Raw genomic sequence first — 18397 nt, forward strand, 5'->3', positions numbered from 1 at the left:
CCCCCACCTCAACTTCTCGCCACCCCAGCCCTCACGACTCGGCTCCCAAAGCGATAAAACTGTGGGTAAACATGAGGGTTTGCACCCCTGGCTATTATCTATCGCCCCCTTGGGGCTACTTCATGCCGAACCGGATATTCATCATCGAACGCCGCGCACATCACTGACCGCGCTCAACTACCCCCGTTTGCGTAAGACAAAAATCACATCCTCGGTTCGGCCGTCGATTTCCAGCGGTTCGTTGAGGTTGTACGCAAAGTCATGCGTGGCGATGAGTTCCAGCCGCTTTTCGGAATCGAGCAACGAGCGCATCTGCGCCGCGGTGTAGGTGCGGAAGATCATTTCGTCCTCGAACGCGAGGCAGCGCTCGCCAGCGGTCACGCGGACCTTCATGCCGACGCGTTCCTGACGGCGTCGGCGATCCACGCCCGCCGACCACATCGTCGAGCGCGCACTGACGCGACCGCGCTTCGCTGACCAGGTTTCCTTGGTGCAGACCTGCTTGCCGGCTGGCGTCAGGTGCAGGCCGAGCAGATAGATCCCGCCGGGCGCGAGACATTTCGCCATGCACTTCAAATGCGCGGCCGCCGCCTGCTCGTCCGGAAGATGTCGGAAACTGTTAATCAGATTAAATGCCGCGTCGACCGGCTGCTTGAGCTTGAAAGCGGCCATGTCGGCGACAAACACGTGCGCCGGCAGGCGCAAGCGCTCGAAGCGACGTTGACAGTACTCCACGGCCGCGGCGTTCAGGTCCAAGCCGGAAACCTGAAAGCCGGCTTTTGCCAGACGCACGAGCAGCCGGCCGGTGCCACAAGCCGGCTCGAACACCCGTCGCACCTCGCGCGCGGCATAGCGATCGAACGCCGCGCGAAGGAAATTGAATTCCTCGCGCCAGTCGGCCCCGAAGATCAAATCGTAGTAGGCCGGGAAATCGTAAAGTTTGCCGGGAGAAACCGTAGGCATGTTGTAGGTCAGGCTTTCCAGCCTGACAGTTTGCAGCGACGACGGGGAAGTCAGGCTGGATAGCCTGACCTACGAAAAAACGCGGCGCCACGCAGTGGTGACGCCGCGTCAAGTTTCCCATGATGCTGCGCGAGACGCTCACGCGTCAACGGGCAGTCCTAGCCGCCGATTGCGGGCTGTGGCATCGTCATGAACGTCAGAATACTCAAAACAATGCCTGCGATAAACGCGGCGGTCCAAATTGGCATGATCTTTTGCACGTTCCACTTTGCAGCATTCACCCAACCCATGACGAAGGCAATCAGACCTCCAAGCCCGAACCCGCAGAAGAGGAGCACGATGCACACAATGCCCAATGTCGTGTCTCCCGCTTTGAACATGGCGATCACCACCATGATGAAGCAGATAATCGAGACGATCGTGGCGACTCCGCTGAGTGCTTGGAATAACATGGACATGGTTCAAGTTCCTTCATGAGCCATTGCGCGGGCGCCGTGATCGAGAACGCGTCGGTTCTGCTGAGAGGTCGCGGCGTCCACCAATACTAGGGGGATTCTAGGTCCAGTTTGGGGGAAACACAAAGGGATACGACGCTTTCAAGAGGATATTGCCATTGAGTCGCCCCCTCCGGCAAGGGGTCGAAACAGACTTGCAATTGGCCCGGGGGATTGGCATACTGACGAGCGACACATCGGCATGTGTTGATAGATTCCCGCCTACGCCGATCCCACCCCATGTGTCGTTCGCACCCCATTACCTTCATTGGCATCTGTTTGGCTGCGCTCCTGGCGCTGCCGGCAACTTCGGTTCTCGTAGTACGCGCCGACGATGTCCCGCCGCTGCATGCACGCATCGACGCGGCGATCGAGTCCGGCTTGATTGGCAGTCCCGCCGCCGAGGCCGACGACGCCACGATTTGCCGGCGACTCTATCTCGATTTGGTCGGTCGCACGCCCTCGGTGACCGAGGCCCAAGCGTATTTGGCGGACGCTTTGCCTGATAAACGCAGCCGGCTGATTGACGCTTTGCTCGCCACGCCGGAATTCGCCCGGCATTTTTCGGTCTGGCTCGACGTGACCTTGATGGAACGCCGCGCCGATAAGAACGTGCCGACGGCCGAGTGGCGGAAGTATCTGTTCGACTCAGTCGTGGCGAACAAGCCGTACGATCAATTGGTGCGCGAGATTCTGTCTGCCGACGGCGCTGATCCTGCCACGCGCCCAGCGGCAAAGTTTTATCTCGATCGCGACGGCGAACCCTTTGCATTGACACGCGATGTGGGGCGGATGTTCTTCGGCATGGACCTGCAATGCGCCCAGTGCCACGATCATCCGCTGGTAAACGACTATCACCAGGAAGATTACCACGGGCTGTTGGCGTTCCTGAATCGCACTGCACTCTTCACCGACGCGGAGAACAAGATCTCACTCGCGGAAAAGGCCGAGGGGGATACGGCGTATCAATCAGTCTTCGATCCGAACCAGAAAGGCACCATCGGCCCGACGCTGCCCGGCGGATTGCCACTGCCGGAGCCGACGTTCGCCAAAGGCGATGAGTATCTGGTCGCGCCGGCCGACAAAGTGCGTTCGGTTCCCAAACACAGCCGCCGTGCGATGTTGGCCAACTCGGCCACCGACGGCAAGAACCGGGCGTTCAATCGTAACATCGCCAATCGTCTGTGGGGCTTCGTGTTCGGCCGCGCGTTGGTGGAACCGGTGGATTTCATCCACACGGCAAATCCCGCCGCGCAGCCTGAAGTACTGGAATTGCTGGCCGACGAGATCGCCGCGCGGCGTTATGATCTGCGCGCGATGCTCCGCGAACTTGCGTTGACCCGCGCTTATGCAAGATCGTTGGAATTGCCGGCCGAGACGCCAGCGTTCGCGGTGAGCGCCGCTCCGCTGGTAAACGATTGCCAAACCGCCTGCAAACAATGTGAGGACTCCGTCACAACGGCTGCCAAGGCCGCAGAAGCTGCACGGGAGCAATTCGCCGCCGCCAAGAAAACGGAAGAGCAAGCTGCGACGGAAGTAACTCAGGCGCAAACGGCGCTGGCTGCGGCGGAGCAAGCACAGCGCGATGCCCAGGCGACGATGACCACCACGCAGGCGGACTTGTCGGCAAAGCAGTTGTTGGCACAAGCGCTGTCCGAAGCCGCGGCCAAGGCGGCCGAAGCGGCCGCGCAATTACCTGAGGATCAAGAACTGGCCGCGGCGGTCGCCACGGTGAAGAACCGCGGCGACTCGATCGCCGCCAATCTCAGCGGTCTCACGCAGTCGATGACCCAATGCCAGAGCGACGTATCGGCGAAGGAAGCGGCCGCCGGCGCGCAGCGCGAGGCAGTCGCGCAACTTACGGCCAAAGTCGAAACGCTGCGGACGCAAGCCGCTCCATTGGTCGCCGGTTGGGAATCCGCAATCGCCGTGCTCCATCGCGAACAACAAGCGGCCGCCGTCGCGGAGCAGCGACTCTCGTGGCTCAAGGCGATGACCGCCTATCGCGCCGCTGTCGACGAATTTGAAGCACGCCGAGCTGCCCGCGGCGAGGTATTGCAGAAACTGACCGCTACCGTCGAAGCCGCCAACGCGCCGCTTGCCTCCGTCGAACCGGCGAGCGCGGACGTCGACGGCGCTCGCGTCCTGCTGGCCTCCCTGCAGGAGCAATTGAGCGCTCAAGAACAAACCGCCGAGCAATTAAAGGCCGCCGTCGCGGCAGTGGAAGCTTCGCAGGGTGCGATTGCCGCGGCCGAAGGTGCGCTCGATGAAGCGCATGCGAAGCTGCAAACCCGTTGGTCGGAACGCTGCCTGGCGAGCGGTCTCACGCAGCTCACGCCGGAGCAGATGGCCTGGAGTACCTGGCAAGCCTTGGGCGTGTTGGATCAACAGCGCGCAGCCGCCTGCGCGGAATGGGACGCAGCACATCCAGCCGAAGGCGCCGCCGAATCGCCCGAGCAACGCGCCTCGGCGCGGACCCTGTTCGTCGAACGGAAGGTCTACGACAACTTGCAAGGCAACGTCGGCGTGTTCGTGAATCTCTTCGGCGGCGCGCCCGGCCAGCCGCAACAAGTCTTCCAGGCCACGGCCGATCAAGCCCTGTACTTCGCCAACGGTGGCGAATTGCGCTCCTGGCTCGCGCCGGGCGGCGGCAATCTCACGGAACGACTCGTCGCGCAAACTGACGTCGCGAATTTCGCCTCGGAGCTGTACTTCGCCATCTACACGCGTCAACCGACCAGCGAAGAAGTCGAAGGTCTTGCCGTGTACCTAACTGGGCGCGAACAAGACCGCGCCGCCGCCGTGCAAGAAATTGTCTGGGCGCTGATCACGTCATCGGAGTTCCGCTTTGGATCGTAGGTCGAGGTCGTTTTCACCGCGGAGGCGCAGAGACGCGGAGAGAGACGGGAGTAGTGATGAGCAATGAGTTCGGAAACTGAATGTCACTGAAAACTGAACACTGAAAACTTCAAACTCGCATACGAAAACTTCAAACTCTCCAGGAACCTCTCCCCATGCGCTGCGATTACTCCTGCGGGTCCGCGGAACATTTGATGGCGCGGCGGCGGTTCTTGGGAACCATGGCGGCCGGCGCGGTCGTTGGAGGCCTGGGGGCCTTTGTTGGGCCAGCGGCCGCGGCGCAGTTGGCGAGTCAGCAGAAGCGCGTGCTGGTCGTCAACATGCACGGCGGACTGAGCCAAATGGAGAGCTGGGATCCCAAGCCAGGCACCGATACTGGCGGCCCCTTCCGTGCGATTCCCACTTCAGTGCCGGGCTTGCACATTAGCGAGTTGCTACCGAAAACCGCGCAGCAGATGCATCGCCTCGCGCTCATCCGCGGCGTGAACACGGCCGAGGACGATCACGGCAAAGGGGCGTACCTGATGCTCACCGGCCGCCGCGCGATGGCCGGGTTGGAACATCCGCACCTCGGCGCGGTCGTCGCCAAGTGCAACATGCCCGATGACAGCCCGTTGCCGGGACACATCCGCATCACGCCGGGCGGTGGCGGCGGTCGCGGGAATGACTCCGCCTATTTGGGCGCGAAGTACGCCAGCATCGCGCTCGGGAACGGCAATCCGCCGGCCAACACGGCACGCGACGCTTCGCTCACGATTGAAGCCGATCAGGCGCGGAATAACCTCCGGCGGCAGATCAACGATCGCTTCGCCAAGCGCCGCCGCACGGCCGAGACCGACGCCTACACGTACAGCTACGAGCAAGCGCTCCAATTGATGGAACAGCGCGACGTGTTCGACGTCTCGAAGGAATCGCCGGCGGACCAGGATCGCTACGGCAAGAATGATTTCGGCCGGCATTGCCTGCTCGCCCGGCGGCTGCTGGAAAACGGCATCACCTGCGTACAGGTTTCGCACTCCAACTACGACACGCACAACGAGAACTTCGATTTCCACCTCGAACAAGTCGGCGAATTCGATACGCCGTTCGCGACGTTGATCCAGGACCTTGCCGAACGCGGCATGTTGGAATCGACGCTGGTCGTCGTCTTGAGCGAGTTCGGCCGCACGCCGCACATCAATCTCTACTACGGTCGCGATCACTGGTCGAAGGCTTGGAGCGTGCTCGTCGGCGGCTGCGGCATTCAGCCCGGCGCGGTGATCGGCAAGACCAACGATAACGGCACCGAAGTGATCGACCGGCAGGTGGACCACGGAGCGCTGTTCCACACGTACCTCCGCGCGGTCGGCGTCGATCCCATGGGCAACTTCGACCTCTCGGGGAGAGAAGTCCCGATTGCCGATCCCGCCGCACACGCGATCGACGAGCTGTTGGCCTAGTGCGCCTCTCATTTTCACCGCGGAAGCGCTGAGGCGCGGAGTGATTTATGCAATCGATTGTGGCTGATCCGACGCTAGCGCACGTTGCGACAGAATGGGAACATACGAGTCCCTTCGTGTCGTGTCGGTTCGATCCGCTCGGGCGATACGTGTTCGCCGGCGCGGAGGATATGACGGTACAACGATTTGCTCTGGCGGACGGCGCGAAGGTCGCCTTTTCCGGTCACGAGAGTTGGGTCCGAGCTTTGGCCTTTACGGACGCCGGCGAAACACTCATCACCGGCGGGTACGAAGGACGCCTGATCTGGTGGCCTGCCGCCGCTGCGGAGCCGAAGCCCATCCGCACCGTCGAAGCGCATGTTGGCTGGTTGCGAGCATTGGTGGCAAGCCCCGACGGCAAGGTACTCGCATCGTGCGGCAACGACGCCAAGGTACGGCTCTGGAATGCCGCGGATGGTACGCTCGTGCAAGAATTCGCTGGGCATGAGCGCCCCGTGTGGACCGTGGAGTTTCATTCCAGCGGGCAATACTTGCTTTCTGGCGATTTGATGGGCGTCGTGCAGCAATGGGAGATCGCGTCCGGAAAGTTGATGCGCACTTTCGATGCGAAGGACCTGCACAGTTTCAACGGCGGGCAGCAGGTCGATTTCGGCGGCGTGCGGACGATCGACTTCAGTCCGGACAACAAGTACGTGGCGTGCGGCGGATTGCACAAAGCAGAGAATCCATTGGGCGCAGTGCACGATCCGATCGGCCTCGTCTTCGATTGGGAAACCGGCGCCGCGGCGCACCGCTACGAACCGGCCGATATCAAAGGTTCCGCCTGGCGCATTCAATACCACCGCGACGGCTACGCCATCATGACCTCGGGCGGCAGCACCGGCGGCCAGTTGCTGTTCTTCAAGAACGCGGAAGCCAAAGAATTCCATCGCTTCGCGCTCCCGGCCCTGGCCCGCGACGGCGACTTGCACTCAGACGGCATTCAAATCGCGACCGCGCACTCGGACAAGAAAGTGCGAATCACAAAGTTGACGGCCAAGGCAATCTAATACAACTCGAAGGAGTTAACCGCGAAACACGCGAAATAAAGAATTGCAGGCCTGTTATGCGAAGAAGGCTTTGGAGTTTTTTCATTTCCATTTCTTTCGCGTCATTTCGCGTGTTTCGCGGTTAACTCTCCTCGCCCTCTGCGTCTCTGCGGTTCAAACCTAAATTTATCCTAGTTCGATCACCCGTGGTTTGACCTTGAATGTCGGCGGGTCGACGCGGACGGGGCCTTGGCCGGAGTCGAGCATCGTACAGTTGCGGCCGGCCTGCTTGGCGGAGCGGACCACGCGCTCCACGCGAGTCAACAGCGCCTCGGACGTATCGCCGGGGCGGACGTCGGTCACGGCGCAGCTCATCGTGAGTTGATAGTCGTTGTCTTCACAGTGAAACGTGGTGGACTCCAGCGTTTGGCGAATCTTTTCCACGTTGCTGGTTGCGGCGTTCGGCCCCGTGTCGCCGAAGAACATGCCAAAGCGTTGCCCCGCGTGCCGGAACAAGGCATCGTCGCCGCGCTCATTGCGCACCAGGGACGGCAACAATCGCCCCACGGCAGCGAGCACGCCATCCGCGCGGAGCGTGCCGAGCTTGTCGTTCAGCCTTCCCAGGCCATCGACGTCGACCAGGCCGAAGCTAACGGTGCGAATATGATTCGGATCGTCGCGGAACAATTCCCAGAGCTTGCGCTCCTCGGCGGTGCGGTTCCACACGCCGGTCAGTTCGTCGGTGAGCGTCTCGGACTTGAGCGAGCTCAGGCGACCTTCCGCGCCGAGTATTGCCGACATCACGTCGGCCATCACGTCGCGCAATTCATGCGCCAGATTGAGTAAACGCTGCAATTCCGTCACGCAATGCGTGCGCGTGCCAGCGGGATCGGCAATGGGATCGAGTTGCTTCAAATTGCTGATCGACGATTCGATCTGCGCCGTCTGATTGACGAGCACATCCTCCAGGCGTTGTCCGACATACGCGAGACAGCCCATGCCCTCGCGCTGTTGCTGCAAACATTCCACGGCCTCGCCTTGCCGCACCAGCCAGTCGGCGTTGGCTTGTTCAATCTGCGCGAGGCAGGCGGCAGCCGCTTCGGCATTTTCCTGGGGCTGCCGCGACTCTTCCTCCAGCATCACCAGCCGATCGCGGTAGCGCCCCACCTCGAGCTTCAAGACCTTGACGCTGGCCTCGACGAACGACCGCACTTCGCCGGCGTCTTCGAGCAATTCCAGCCAGCTTGACGGCAAGTCCTGCGTGGGCACAAGCGGCGGCGCTTCGACCGCTGCGGGCACGACGGCTACCGGCGCTTCTACGGGAATTGGCTCGACCGATTCGTCGGCAGAAGGCGCGGCGGGCACAGTCTCTTTCACGGGTTCGCTCGGCGTCTGCGGCAGCGCGGGCTTTATTTTCTTGCGGCGCGCCGGACGCGGCGCCGCCGTGCCGTAGTTGTGCTGCCACCACCAGCCGAGGTAAATCCCCAGCGGCAGATTCACGAGCATCGTGATCAGGGCCAGCGCGCGCATCGTGGTTTGGCTTTCAGGGGCGGACTTCGCCAAAGCGCAGCAAGTCGTTGCCTGCCAATAGCTTGATGACGCAGAACCATAGCTCGAAGTAGCCCCGTGAGCCGCCCAGTCATTTCCCGGTCGCACGACTGACGTAGGTTTGAGAAGACGCCGTTTCGAGTTCCCTGTTCCAGCGGGGGGATTGCCAGGTGCTTCCCACACAGCTTGCAAGATTGGAACCGCCGGAATCTGCCATCACTGTGGTGGACGATGCCCCGGTGCATCTCAACTTCCCGCCGCGCACGTACGTCTGGGAACAGCGCTCCACGGTGTTCTTACTGTTGACGTTCGCGGGACCCCTTGGTTTAGCGCCGCTCTGGTTCAGCCGTCGTTTCGGAACGCGCAGCAAGTCGCTGATTACGCTCGCCTACTTCGCGGGCACGATCCTCTTCCCCATCGCCATGATCTGGTACTTCTGCGATTTCGCGATCCACCCGTTGGTGGATGCGTTGAGCAGGAAGTAATGAAGTCGCGCGCCTCAAGCCTTGCGCCTCACGTGATGGACCCAGGCGGGCGGGAGATTCGTCCAGACCAGGTCGCGGTGGATTTCGCGTTCGTCGAGCAGCTTCTGCATCGTCGCGGCGATACCGCGCAATCGCTCGCGCTCCGCGCGGCCGCTGACGATGGCCTTCATGCCGCGAATGCAGACGTATTCGAAGAACGACATCACGCCGCCGACAGCCAGCCGGCCTAGCATGACGTCGAGCAAATGGCGCACGTCCGCCACGGCGAAGTTGTTGAGCGGCAGGCCGGAGACGATCACGTCGTAACGCGGCTCGTCAGGCAATGCGTCCACGCTCTGATGAAACAACCGCATCCGCGCCTTGGCCGGCTGGAACACGGGATCATCTGCCATGCGTTCTCGAATGCGCTCAGCGAAGCGATCGTTCAGTTCCACCAAATCGAGGCTGTCGCGCGGATCGAGCGATTCAATGAGCGCGCAGGTCACGGCGCCGGTACCCGGTCCGACTTCCAGAATGCGCCGTGGCGTCGTCGCGTCCGCCGGCGGCCGGACGAAGCGCGCCAGGGCTCGCGAGAGCGCTTTGCCGCTCGGTGCAATCGCGCCGGTGGTGCGATACGTCTGGCGGAATTCTTGCAAAAACAGTCGTAGGTCGCTGGCCATCGTATCTCGAATCCTTGGTTTGATTCCTGTTTGCGATCCCCCGCCGATTGCCGGGCGCATTCGGTGTCGCCTGCACAATCCGTCTGTATCGACGATCCCAGATGTACGGAGACGGCGCGGAGACGGTCCATAAGCTAGAGAACTAGTGGGAGACCTGATCGTCCTCGGACTCGCTATCCGTGGGCGCGGCGCTTCCCGTGCGTCCTCCGACTCCTGTTGATTCGTCACCCGTTCGCGGAGCTTTAGCGGCCATGTCGAAGTTATTGCCTATTATCCTGGTGGTTGTGGTTCTCATCGGGCAAGGGGTCATTGCCTTCCTGTTCGTCCCCTCCGCTGCCGAAGTCGCCGCCGTCGCCAACGGCGAAGCTGCCCCGGCCGAAGCGGAAGATTCCGCCGCTGCAGAGGCGCATGGCGATGCTCATGGGGGCGCACACGAGGCCGAGGCGCATGGCGGAGGCCACGGCGACGCGCATGGGGGCGGGCATGGCGAGGAAGGGGAAGAACACGCCGCGGAACCGCATGAAACCACGGAAGTGGACCTCGGCGGCTTTAAAATCACTGTCTTCCAACCGGCCGCGAATACGACGCTGTTCGTCGATTTCCACCTCAGCGGCACGGTGAAGACCGCCCAAGCGGGCGAGTTCAAGCACTTGCTGGAAGCCAATCAGTTCAAATTCCGCGACCAGGTGAACGTGATCATTCGCAGTTCGGGGATGGAAGATTTTACGGACGCGGGATTGGGGTTGCTGAAAAACCAGATTTTGGAGAAAACCAACCGGGCCCTCGGAAAGCCGTTGTTGATTTCCGTGGCCTTCCCTGAGTTCTCCTTCATCGAGCAATAGGCGGCGCCGGCAAGCTGGGCAATCTTGTTCAGCACGCCAGTGCGTCTGCGGGAATGGATTCCCATGGCCGACAATTCCGAAAAGGTCAGCCAAGACGAAATCGAAGCGCTCTTAGCGCGCGGCAAGGGAGGCGCTTCGCCTCCGGCTGCGAAAGCAGCGCCCGCCGAGGACGTGGACAAGATCCTCGGCCAGGGCGAAATCGAAGCGCTGCTGTCCTCCAAGAAAATGCCCGCCGCGGCCGCTGCTGCGCCGCCCAGGGTCTCCGCTCCGGCCGCTGCCGCAGCGGCTGCCACGGGGGCGAATGCGCCAGGTCAGATCGCCCAGGGGGACGTTGAACTCTTGCTTCGCCAGGCGGAACAAGCGCTGGCCTCGATCGACGCGGCCGGGCCGTCGCTGCCGACCGGCGCAGCGGCCTTTAGGTTCGAGGATTTCGCCGGCGCGCCCGCGTCGGGCGAGATGGCCACGCTGGATTTGCTGCGCGACGTCGAGCTGGACTTGAAGATCGAACTCGGCCGCACGCACATGTATCTCGATGACGTGCTCCGGCTGCGCAAAGGCTCGGTCGTCGCATTGGATAAACTGGCCGGCGATCCCGTCGACATCTACGTCAACGGCCGCCTGATCGCGCGGGGAGAGGTCCTCGTGATGAATGACAACTTCTGCGTCCGCGTGGCGGAACTGGTCGCGGGCGAAGCGGCGGCATAACCGCTTTTTATCCCGGGGGCGCTGAGACGCGGAGAGGGAGGCTGGGAGAGAGGGGAATCACGGCAGCAATGCGGATTCTCAGATGGTCAACTTCTCGAAGTCTCTTTCTCCCAGGGTCTGCGCCGCCGAACGCTCGATGGTCTGGCAGAAGCTATCGAGCGGCAGGTCATCCGGGTCGTTGCCAAAGGGTTCTTCGATATCGACGGCGGCCATTTCCACGCCGAAGACGAAATACGCGGTGACGGCCATGATCGGAATCGCCCAGTAGCCGATGTCTTGCGCGATGAGCACCGGCATCACGAACATGATCAGCGTGATGCCGCGATGCACCAGCGCACGGTAGGTGAGCGGAATCGGCGTATTGCGAATCCGTTCGCACCCGCCGCAGACGTTCAAGAGTTCCCGCGCATGGCGGTCGAACATCCAGACCTCCATGTCGTCAAGTTTCCCCTCGCGCCGCCAGCGGGCCAATTCATCCTGCGCAAGCGTGGCGAAATAGAGCGGGATGTGTTCCGGTTCGCGCGGATCGTCCTCAAAGCCTGGCACGTCCCGCAGGCGCCGCCCGTCGCGCAAGTGCAAGCGCAGCGCGTGGGCGAAGCCGACGATGATTTTGCTCCACCGCCGCCGATCTTCCGTGACGAGGCTCTGCAAGGCGTGCATCTTCACGAGCATATTGCGGGATTCGTTAATCAGCTGCCCCCACAAAGTGCGGGCCTCCCAGAAGCGACGCTTGGCCTCGTTCGTGCGAAAGGTTACGAGACTGCCAAGGATCAACCCGTTGATGACCGACAGCCCCCAGTCGTATTGCGAGAGCGGGCCGGGATGATAGAAGTGCTCCACCCAGGCCACGACCGCAGTGTACGCGCCGAAGAGCGCGGCGATGCCGAGTAACTTGCGCGCCGCGGGAAAGCGGGGCGGGACCAGCATTCGCAACTGAATCATCATGCGATTCGCCCTGAGCCCGGGCTGCCCAACAATCCTCGAATGGCGTCACAGCCGGCCAATTCCCGGGCCAGGCGCTCGGGGCCTTCCAAATCGTCGCTGCTATGCGCCAACCGCACCTCGCCGGGGTCTCCCATTGGCAACTGCACGCGCCGTGAGACAAGATTGTAAACACCGAAAACGACGTCGATATGCGGCGACAGCCGGCCGCGGAACTCCTGATGCAAGGTCGCCGCGGTGAGCGCAGCATTGAGCGATACGGTCGCCTCGATCAACGCGCGGCGGTAACCTTCACGCGAGGTCACGTCGACACCGTGCGCCTGTTCCAACGCCTGCGCCGCCGCGCGGACCGGCAACAACAACCGGTCGACAACCGCTCTCAACGGATGCGACGAGGCCACGCCCAGATAACTTGCCGGCTGCAAGAAGGCGTCCACGGCCGCCGTCACGGCCCCGCAACCGCTGTGGCCCAACACGACGACCAGCTTGATCGATTCGCCCAAATGGTGCAGCGCGTAGTCGATGCTCCCGAGGCATTCGCTGCCGAGCACATTGCCGGCCACGCGCACCACGAACAGATCGTTGCAACCCTGATGGAAAACCATTTCGGTCGGCACGCGGGCGTCGGAGCAGCCCAGCACGACGGCAAATGGCCGCTGCGGCAGCACGCTCTCACCGCGCGTGGCGACGCCCAGGTCTTCTAAGTCGAGCGGCATCAACAACGTATGATGCCCGCCGCCGGCTTCCAGCGGGTTGATCAGTTCGGCGAATTCGCGATTGCCCTGCTCCAAAGCCCGCAACGCCTCGGCGCCGTCCGCCGGATAAAGATGTTCGGTCGGCCGGGCCGGGTCATAGCGGTAGGTGATATCGAGCATGAATGATTGGGATCAATGAATTGGCTGGAAACAACGATCGTTCCTGAGAGCCGGAAGCGTCAGCGCCCGGAGTGAACTGAAATCGACGCACTTATCCGATTCACTCCGGGCGCTGACGCTTCCGGCTCTTCTGGAATACTGCAACTACTTCTTCTTCACCTGCACCGGCAACTGATCGATTTTGGCGGCGAGGATGAAATCATTTTCGGACAAACCGCCGATGGCGTGCGTCCAGATTTCGATCCAGACGTTGCGATAGCCTTCCAGGTGCAGGTCCGGATGGTGCCCTTCGTCTTCCGACAGCGCTGCCACGCGTTGGAAGAAACCGATCGCTTCCATGAAATTCTTCACCACCCAATCCTTACGAATCCGCTGGGCGTCGTGCGTCAGGCTCCAGCCCGGCAGGTTTTCGAGAAACCCGTCGGCCTGTTTCTTTCCGACCGGCGGCACGCCCCCTTCGCAGGGCACGCAGTTCTTAGAGGTGAGCTGTTCGGCGGATGGAGATGACATCGAAGCGTCCTCCTGTTTTCAATGAAGATTGCAGCATGATGAATGATGAATTGAATGTTGCATTCATCACTCACATCCACCTACCAAATATCCGCCGCGGCCACGCGTTCCGCCGCTTTTTCTTCGCCGTCGCGGGGGCGACATTCCAGGCCGACGAAGCCCGTGTAGCCCAGTTCCTTCGCTTGGCGCAGCACGCGGTTGTAGTGAACTTCGCCGGTGCCCGGCTCGTTGCGGCCAGGGTTGTCGGCGACTTGCAGGTAACCGACCTGGTCGAAGCCATCCTTCAAGCGGCCACAGAGATCTCCTTCGCTGATCTGCATGTGATAAAGATCCCAATTGATCTTCACGTGCGTCGAGTTGACTGCGCGGCAGATGCGGACCGGCTTCTCGCTGCCGTACAGACAATGTCCCTTGTGGTCGACGCGGATGTTCATCGGTTCCAGAATGAGCGTGACGTCGTTCTTCTCCGCGATCGGCGCCGCCATTTTGAGCGCCGTGATGATGTTTTCGTGCATCTGCTCTTGCGACATGCCAGGTTGATCGTTGCCGCCGACGACGGTCATCAGCTTGCAATCGAGTTGCTTCGCCACTTCGCAACCCTTTTCGACGGCTTCGACAAATGCGGCGTGATTCTTCGGGTCGTTCATGCCCGGCTCGAAGCCCCAGGCCGTGAACTGGGCGATGGCGAGGTTCAGCTCTTTCGAGAGTTCGGCGACGGCCTTCAGGTCTTTGTTGTCCCAGGGCCAGAACTCCACGGCCGGAAAGCCCAGCTTGGCCGACGCGCGGAGCCGATCCAGGAACGGCAGGTCGGTGAACCACATCTCGACATTCACGGCGAACTTGGTGTTCGGCGTCTGCCCCGGCAGTTTCCCGGCGACGGCGGCCGACGACGACCGCTCGCCCAACGACATCGCCCCAGCCGCGGCGGCTGAAGCTCCCAAGAACAATCGACGGGATACTGGCGTCATGGCGGGCAATCTCCGTGGGCAATGGAAAGGCGCGATGCGGTTGATTTCGGCCCGATTATAACGCCGGTGAACCGGCGGGAGACAGCGAAATAATTGCCGTTGGCGCGCAATCCCGCCGGGGGTTAAGTTGCGCCCTCCCAGTCACCATTACGCAAAGCCCGCCGAGGTCACGGATGACCCCCAAGCCGTCCAACAAGCCAGTTCTTGAGCAGCCCGCCGTCGCGCGTACGCGGGTGTTGCGATTCGATGCCGCTCAATCGCGTTCGGCCCCGCGGCCCTTCTTGCTGCGCTGGCTTTACCCGGGACGGCGCTAGCCGCACCCTGCAAGGCTTTCGCGAAACTCCCATCCTTCCTGGCTTCACCGGGCGTATGCCCATTCGGGCGCTTTAAATCCTCCGTCACACGCCGAATTTGCGATACGACCGGAAAAACCTGCAAGTCGGGCACAGTTTGACTCGATAAATAGCACGGCAGGAAGCGGCGCTCCGCTTTCCCGCTTGATGCCATTCCATGTCGAGGGGTCCGAGGCATGTCTCTGACATACGTGTCGAAGTGCTCGCTGCTGATGCTGGTCTTGGGCGCGGTCAGTCTGACCGGCTGCGGCGGCTTTACCTTGACTGGCCCGAATATGGGCCCCTTCAACAGTGCGCTCGGCGTGCCGATCCCGGTGAGCCCGTACTTCCAGAAGAAGCCGGAAGACCGGTTCCACATGGAAGAGCGCTATAACCGCGTGCCGATCTTGGGACCGCTCACCGAAGGCGGACCCGTGACCGCGCTCGATCCGCCCAGCGATGACGAAGTCATGCGGGCGCTGGAGGAAATCCACCCGACGCAGGGCGGCATTCCGCTTATCCATGAAGTCCAGCGCAACGACGTGCGGATCGTCAAAGAGCCGATCGCCGACTATATCGATCCGCCGCGCGTCTATCCGCTCATCGGACCGGCGCAACTCCACCATGCCCATTACAAATGCACTGTGTACTACCGCGAGACGACGCGGATCGGCTGGCCGTTGCCGCATACGCTGGAAGACGAGGACTCGCGTGAAGTGATCTACATCGACCACAACCACTTCCATCGTTGCGGCGGAGACGACGGCACGCTGCCGACCGGCACGCCGACGGAATAGTCGCGATGCGAACAATGCAGGGGGGCTGGCCGAACTGAGCGGCGGCGTGCGGCGCGTGGAACACGTTGCCAAACGACGACGCTCGGTTCGCCGCATTTCCGGACACTGCATTGGCGACCTACGACCTTAGCAGCACAGGGCGAACACTCATCGAGCGCGGCAGCCGGGGCGGACCATGTCGGAGACTCGTCAACCGAAGTCAGTTGCACGCGGTGAACAGCCGGCCGCCAGCGCCGGGGTTCCGCCGCGCAAACTCGCCACGGCGCACGCTCTGGCACGCCGACTCAAATTGCGCCCGCGAAAACTGGCCGGCCTGCTGCTGGTGCTCCTCGGCGTCGCATTCGGCGGCGCCCACTCAATCTTCGCGGCCGACGAGATACCCGCCGAAGCGACTGAGGAAGGCGTCGACACCTCGGAACTGCACGTGCCGACCAAAAGTCTGTGGGACATGGTCATGGCCGGCGGACCGACAATGGTTCCGCTCGCAGGCTGTTCTGTGGTGCTGCTGATCTTCGTTTTCGAGCGGGCTGTCAGTTTGCGCCGCGCGCGGATTGCACCGCGGCCGTTCATCAAGCGGTTCTTGCACCAGGTTCGCGAAGGGCAGCTCGATCGCGACGGCGCTCTCGCGCTGTGCGAGGAAAACGGCACGCCGGTCGCCCGCGTGTTTGCGGTCGCGGCCAAGAAATGGGGCCGTTCGTCCGTGGAAATGGAACAGGCCGTGATGGACGCCGGCGAGCGGATTGTCACCAGCCTGCGACGTTACCTGCGCGTGTTAAGCGGACTCCACACGGTGACGCCGCTGATTGGTCTGTTCGGCACAGTGATGGGCATCATCACATCGTTCAACGCGCTGGCGACGAGCGAAGCCCTCGGCAAAGCCGAGATGCTTGCCCAAGGTATCAGCGAAGCGCTGCTGGCGACCGCGGCGGGCCTGACCGTGGCGATCCCGTCGCTGATCGCGTACCTGTATTTCGTCGGCAAGGTCGATCAACTCACGATCGAACTGGACGCCGCGGGCCAAGAACTGATTGGCATCATTTCCGCCGAAGCGATTCAGGAAGCGAAGGGGTTGAGGATCAAGAAGGCGGCGTAATTCGAGCTCCCACCTTTCGCACCATGCCTCTCAAAACGATCCAAGACGAGCCGCCGGCATTGAACTTGACGCCGATGATCGACGTCGTGTTAATGCTGATCGTGTTCTTTCTCGTCGGGACCGAATTCACCGACATGGAACGGCGGCTCAAGCTGGAAGTGCCGCGCGTGGCCGATCGCGGCGCGCTGCAGGTCGCCCCGGCCGCCCGCATCGTCAATGTCTACCAGGACGGCCGGATCACGCTCGATCGCGAGGAGATCACGCTCGAAGAACTCACGCGAACCTTAAGCCACGCTCGAAAACAATATGGGTCGCAAGGCGTGATCGTCCGCGGCGACGGCTCCGGACGCGTCGACCGCGTGGTGGCGGTGCTCAACGCCTGTCGCCAGGCCGGCATCGACGACCTGGGAATTTCGGTGCGGATCGGAGAGTCGATGCGGCGGTAACCGTGCCGCTAGCGGATCATGGTATACGCGCCCCTCATCGCCGTCTTCGCCTGGCCCCAAGTGGTCTGCGGCGTGATTTGGTCGGGGCTGGTGATACTCACCGTGGCCCTGCCGCTCGTACTGCGCTCGCGCTGGGGATCCGCGGAACCTCTGCGCCGCTGCATCGTGCTGTCGGTTTGGGCGCACGTGTTGCTCGCCGCCATGGCCACGACGGTGCCGGTGGTTCGTTCGCTTGGTCCTCCAGGTCCGGGCGACGGCACGATGCGCGTCACGATGCTGAGCGACGCGGAAATGGCCCTGCTCGAAGGGACCGACGACGTTCCAGCAGAAAACCTCGTCGAACCAGTGACCGAGACGCCGCCTCCGCCTGACGTTCAGCCAGTGGAAGCGCCGCCCGTCGATCCGCCTGCCATCGAGGCGGTCGAAATATCAGAACCACCGGCAGCGGTGACTCCGTCGGTTGCGCCGCAAGTCCCGATCGCCGCTGCGCCGGGTGAATCCGGCTCAGCGCCGCCAGCACCATTTTCGGAGCCGATCGCGGAATCGATGTTCGTGCCAGTGCAAACGCCGGAAGAAGCGGCCACCATTTTTGGCGACGACAAATTGGTCGAAGTCGCCCCGCCGCAGGTCCAGCAATCGGAATCAAATCATTCGCCGGTGAATCCCACGACGCAGTCGGCGCTCCCGCAAGAATACCAGTGGCGGCGATCGGGCGACAAACAAGCGATCGTCGCCGCCGGCGGCGGCTCGGCCGATACCGAAGCCGCGGTGCAAGCGTCGCTGGCCTGGCTGGCGAAGGTGCAAAGCCGCGACGGCCGCTGGGACGCCGACCAACACGGTGCTGGCTTGGGCCCTGGGCAAGACGCCTCGCGCGTCGGCGCGGGCATCGAGGCCGATACCGGCGTGACGGGCCTGGCATTGCTTGCGTTCCTGGCCTCCGGCCATACGCACCAGGAAGGTCCCTATCGCGAAGTCGTCCGCCACGGGCTGCGGTTTCTGATGAGCTCGCAGGCGGAAAACGGCAATCTCTCCGGCAAGGCCGATGTTTTCGCCAGCATGTATTGCCACGGCATGGCGGGCGTCGCTCTCGCCGAAGCCTACGGTATGACTGCCGACGAGGAGTTGCGCCGTCCGGTCGAACGGGCCGTGATGTACACGCTCGCGGCACAACATCCCAACACCGGCGGCTGGCGTTACCGCCCCGGCGATTTAGGCGACACCAGCCAGCTTGGCTGGCAATTGATGTTGCTGCGCAGTGCGCGGATCGCGGGACTGCGCGTGGCGAACGACCCATTTGTCGGCGCCGGCGTGTTTCTCAAGCACGTCAGCTCCGGCGTTCATGGCGGGCTGGCCTCGTATCGCTTCAACGAACCGGTCAGCAGTCCCATGACGGCCGAAGCGCTCGCGTGCCG

At 62.4% G+C, this 18397-nt stretch carries 18 protein-coding genes; 10 read left to right on the forward strand and 8 right to left on the reverse strand.

Features of this window, described 5'->3' with window-relative positions:
• Positions 1-177 precede the first annotated feature (177 nt).
• Positions 178-963, reverse strand: coding sequence for a class I SAM-dependent methyltransferase (locus SGJ19_28255; GenBank protein MDZ4784159.1), 786 nt, complete (start codon positions 961-963; stop codon positions 178-180).
• Between the two features lie 158 nt (positions 964-1121).
• Positions 1122-1421 carry a hypothetical protein gene (locus SGJ19_28260; GenBank protein MDZ4784160.1) on the reverse strand — a complete coding sequence of 100 codons (300 nt, stop codon included), beginning with the start codon at positions 1419-1421 and terminating at the stop codon, positions 1122-1124.
• A 276-nt stretch (positions 1422-1697) separates the two neighbouring features.
• Between SGJ19_28260 and SGJ19_28265 the strand changes: the two genes are divergently transcribed.
• The 3 genes from SGJ19_28265 (at position 1698) to SGJ19_28275 (ending at position 6804) form a co-directional block, all read left to right on the forward strand.
• Entirely contained in the window at positions 1698-4316 is a 2619-nt protein-coding gene (locus tag SGJ19_28265; protein ID MDZ4784161.1) for a DUF1549 domain-containing protein, read from the forward strand.
• 155 nt (positions 4317-4471) lie between these two features.
• Positions 4472-5755 (forward strand): DUF1501 domain-containing protein, encoded by a 1284-nt coding sequence (locus tag SGJ19_28270; GenBank protein ID MDZ4784162.1) that lies wholly within the window; start codon positions 4472-4474, stop codon positions 5753-5755.
• Between the two features lie 47 nt (positions 5756-5802).
• On the forward strand, positions 5803-6804 hold the full coding sequence (locus tag SGJ19_28275) for a WD40 repeat domain-containing protein (GenBank protein MDZ4784163.1): 1002 nt from the start codon (positions 5803-5805) through the stop codon (positions 6802-6804).
• A 165-nt stretch (positions 6805-6969) separates the two neighbouring features.
• Here SGJ19_28275 and SGJ19_28280 read toward each other — a convergent pair whose 3' ends face one another.
• A complete protein-coding gene (locus tag SGJ19_28280) occupies positions 6970-8313 on the reverse strand; it encodes a GGDEF domain-containing protein (GenBank protein MDZ4784164.1) in 1344 nt (447 codons plus the stop codon).
• A gap of 188 nt (positions 8314-8501) precedes the next feature.
• Between SGJ19_28280 and SGJ19_28285 the strand changes: the two genes are divergently transcribed.
• A complete protein-coding gene (locus SGJ19_28285) occupies positions 8502-8816 on the forward strand; it encodes a hypothetical protein (GenBank protein ID MDZ4784165.1) in 315 nt (104 codons plus the stop codon).
• A 14-nt stretch (positions 8817-8830) separates the two neighbouring features.
• Here the strand turns inward: SGJ19_28285 and SGJ19_28290 are convergent, their stop codons facing one another.
• On the reverse strand, positions 8831-9475 hold the full coding sequence (locus SGJ19_28290) for a methyltransferase domain-containing protein (GenBank protein ID MDZ4784166.1): 645 nt from the start codon (positions 9473-9475) through the stop codon (positions 8831-8833).
• 251 nt (positions 9476-9726) lie between these two features.
• Here SGJ19_28290 and SGJ19_28295 point away from each other — a divergent pair, with 251 nt between their 5' ends.
• A complete protein-coding gene (locus tag SGJ19_28295; protein ID MDZ4784167.1) occupies positions 9727-10317 on the forward strand; it encodes a hypothetical protein in 591 nt (196 codons plus the stop codon).
• Between the two features lie 63 nt (positions 10318-10380).
• Entirely contained in the window at positions 10381-11022 is a 642-nt protein-coding gene (gene fliN / locus SGJ19_28300) for a flagellar motor switch protein FliN (protein MDZ4784168.1), read from the forward strand.
• Between the two features lie 78 nt (positions 11023-11100).
• On the opposite strand, the gene SGJ19_28305 is transcribed toward fliN, so the two are convergent.
• The 4 genes from SGJ19_28305 to SGJ19_28320 form a co-directional block, all read right to left on the reverse strand.
• A complete protein-coding gene (locus SGJ19_28305) occupies positions 11101-11967 on the reverse strand; it encodes a bestrophin family ion channel (protein ID MDZ4784169.1) in 867 nt (288 codons plus the stop codon).
• The gene (locus SGJ19_28310) at positions 11964-12839 is read right to left on the reverse strand and encodes a carbonic anhydrase (GenBank protein MDZ4784170.1); all 876 of its coding nucleotides are present in this window, start codon (positions 12837-12839) and stop codon (positions 11964-11966) included. Before SGJ19_28310 ends, SGJ19_28305 begins: the two co-directional genes overlap by 4 nt.
• Before the next feature lie 144 nt (positions 12840-12983).
• Positions 12984-13349 carry a 4a-hydroxytetrahydrobiopterin dehydratase gene (locus tag SGJ19_28315; protein ID MDZ4784171.1) on the reverse strand — a complete coding sequence of 122 codons (366 nt, stop codon included), beginning with the start codon at positions 13347-13349 and terminating at the stop codon, positions 12984-12986.
• 80 nt (positions 13350-13429) lie between these two features.
• Positions 13430-14317, reverse strand: coding sequence for a TIM barrel protein (locus tag SGJ19_28320; GenBank protein ID MDZ4784172.1), 888 nt, complete (start codon positions 14315-14317; stop codon positions 13430-13432).
• Positions 14318-14846: 529 nt separating this feature from the next.
• Between SGJ19_28320 and SGJ19_28325 the strand changes: the two genes are divergently transcribed.
• From SGJ19_28325 to SGJ19_28340, 4 genes are all read left to right on the forward strand, one after another.
• Positions 14847-15446 carry a hypothetical protein gene (locus SGJ19_28325; GenBank protein ID MDZ4784173.1) on the forward strand — a complete coding sequence of 200 codons (600 nt, stop codon included), beginning with the start codon at positions 14847-14849 and terminating at the stop codon, positions 15444-15446.
• 175 nt (positions 15447-15621) lie between these two features.
• Positions 15622-16539: a MotA/TolQ/ExbB proton channel family protein gene (locus tag SGJ19_28330; GenBank protein ID MDZ4784174.1), complete on the forward strand. Its 918-nt coding sequence runs from the start codon at positions 15622-15624 to the stop codon at positions 16537-16539.
• A gap of 23 nt (positions 16540-16562) precedes the next feature.
• A complete protein-coding gene (locus SGJ19_28335; protein MDZ4784175.1) occupies positions 16563-16985 on the forward strand; it encodes a biopolymer transporter ExbD in 423 nt (140 codons plus the stop codon).
• Positions 16986-17003: 18 nt separating this feature from the next.
• On the forward strand, positions 17004-18397 hold a 1394-nt coding region (locus SGJ19_28340; GenBank protein MDZ4784176.1), incomplete at its 3' end, for a hypothetical protein.

It is taken from the genome of Planctomycetia bacterium, assembly GCA_034440135.1.
Classification (GTDB): Bacteria; Planctomycetota; Planctomycetia; order Pirellulales; family JALHLM01; genus JALHLM01.

What these genes read in the sequence shown, in the direction of transcription:
- SGJ19_28255 (MDZ4784159.1), bottom strand. Translation starts at nt 963, where the DNA reads ATGCCTACGGTTTCTCCCGGCAAACTTTACGATTTCCCGGCCTACTAC.
- SGJ19_28260 (MDZ4784160.1), bottom strand. Translation starts at nt 1,421, where the DNA reads ATGTCCATGTTATTCCAAGCACTCAGCGGAGTCGCCACGATCGTCTCG.
- SGJ19_28265 (MDZ4784161.1), top strand. Translation starts at nt 1,698, where the DNA reads ATGTGTCGTTCGCACCCCATTACCTTCATTGGCATCTGTTTGGCTGCG.
- SGJ19_28270 (MDZ4784162.1), top strand. Translation starts at nt 4,472, where the DNA reads ATGCGCTGCGATTACTCCTGCGGGTCCGCGGAACATTTGATGGCGCGG.
- SGJ19_28275 (MDZ4784163.1), top strand. Translation starts at nt 5,803, where the DNA reads ATGCAATCGATTGTGGCTGATCCGACGCTAGCGCACGTTGCGACAGAA.
- SGJ19_28280 (MDZ4784164.1), bottom strand. Translation starts at nt 8,313, where the DNA reads ATGCGCGCGCTGGCCCTGATCACGATGCTCGTGAATCTGCCGCTGGGG.
- SGJ19_28290 (MDZ4784166.1), bottom strand. Translation starts at nt 9,475, where the DNA reads ATGGCCAGCGACCTACGACTGTTTTTGCAAGAATTCCGCCAGACGTAT.
- SGJ19_28295 (MDZ4784167.1), top strand. Translation starts at nt 9,727, where the DNA reads ATGTCGAAGTTATTGCCTATTATCCTGGTGGTTGTGGTTCTCATCGGG.
- fliN (MDZ4784168.1), top strand. Translation starts at nt 10,381, where the DNA reads ATGGCCGACAATTCCGAAAAGGTCAGCCAAGACGAAATCGAAGCGCTC.
- SGJ19_28305 (MDZ4784169.1), bottom strand. Translation starts at nt 11,967, where the DNA reads ATGATGATTCAGTTGCGAATGCTGGTCCCGCCCCGCTTTCCCGCGGCG.
- SGJ19_28310 (MDZ4784170.1), bottom strand. Translation starts at nt 12,839, where the DNA reads ATGCTCGATATCACCTACCGCTATGACCCGGCCCGGCCGACCGAACAT.
- SGJ19_28315 (MDZ4784171.1), bottom strand. Translation starts at nt 13,349, where the DNA reads ATGTCATCTCCATCCGCCGAACAGCTCACCTCTAAGAACTGCGTGCCC.
- SGJ19_28320 (MDZ4784172.1), bottom strand. Translation starts at nt 14,317, where the DNA reads ATGACGCCAGTATCCCGTCGATTGTTCTTGGGAGCTTCAGCCGCCGCG.
- SGJ19_28325 (MDZ4784173.1), top strand. Translation starts at nt 14,847, where the DNA reads ATGTCTCTGACATACGTGTCGAAGTGCTCGCTGCTGATGCTGGTCTTG.
- SGJ19_28330 (MDZ4784174.1), top strand. Translation starts at nt 15,622, where the DNA reads ATGTCGGAGACTCGTCAACCGAAGTCAGTTGCACGCGGTGAACAGCCG.
- SGJ19_28335 (MDZ4784175.1), top strand. Translation starts at nt 16,563, where the DNA reads ATGCCTCTCAAAACGATCCAAGACGAGCCGCCGGCATTGAACTTGACG.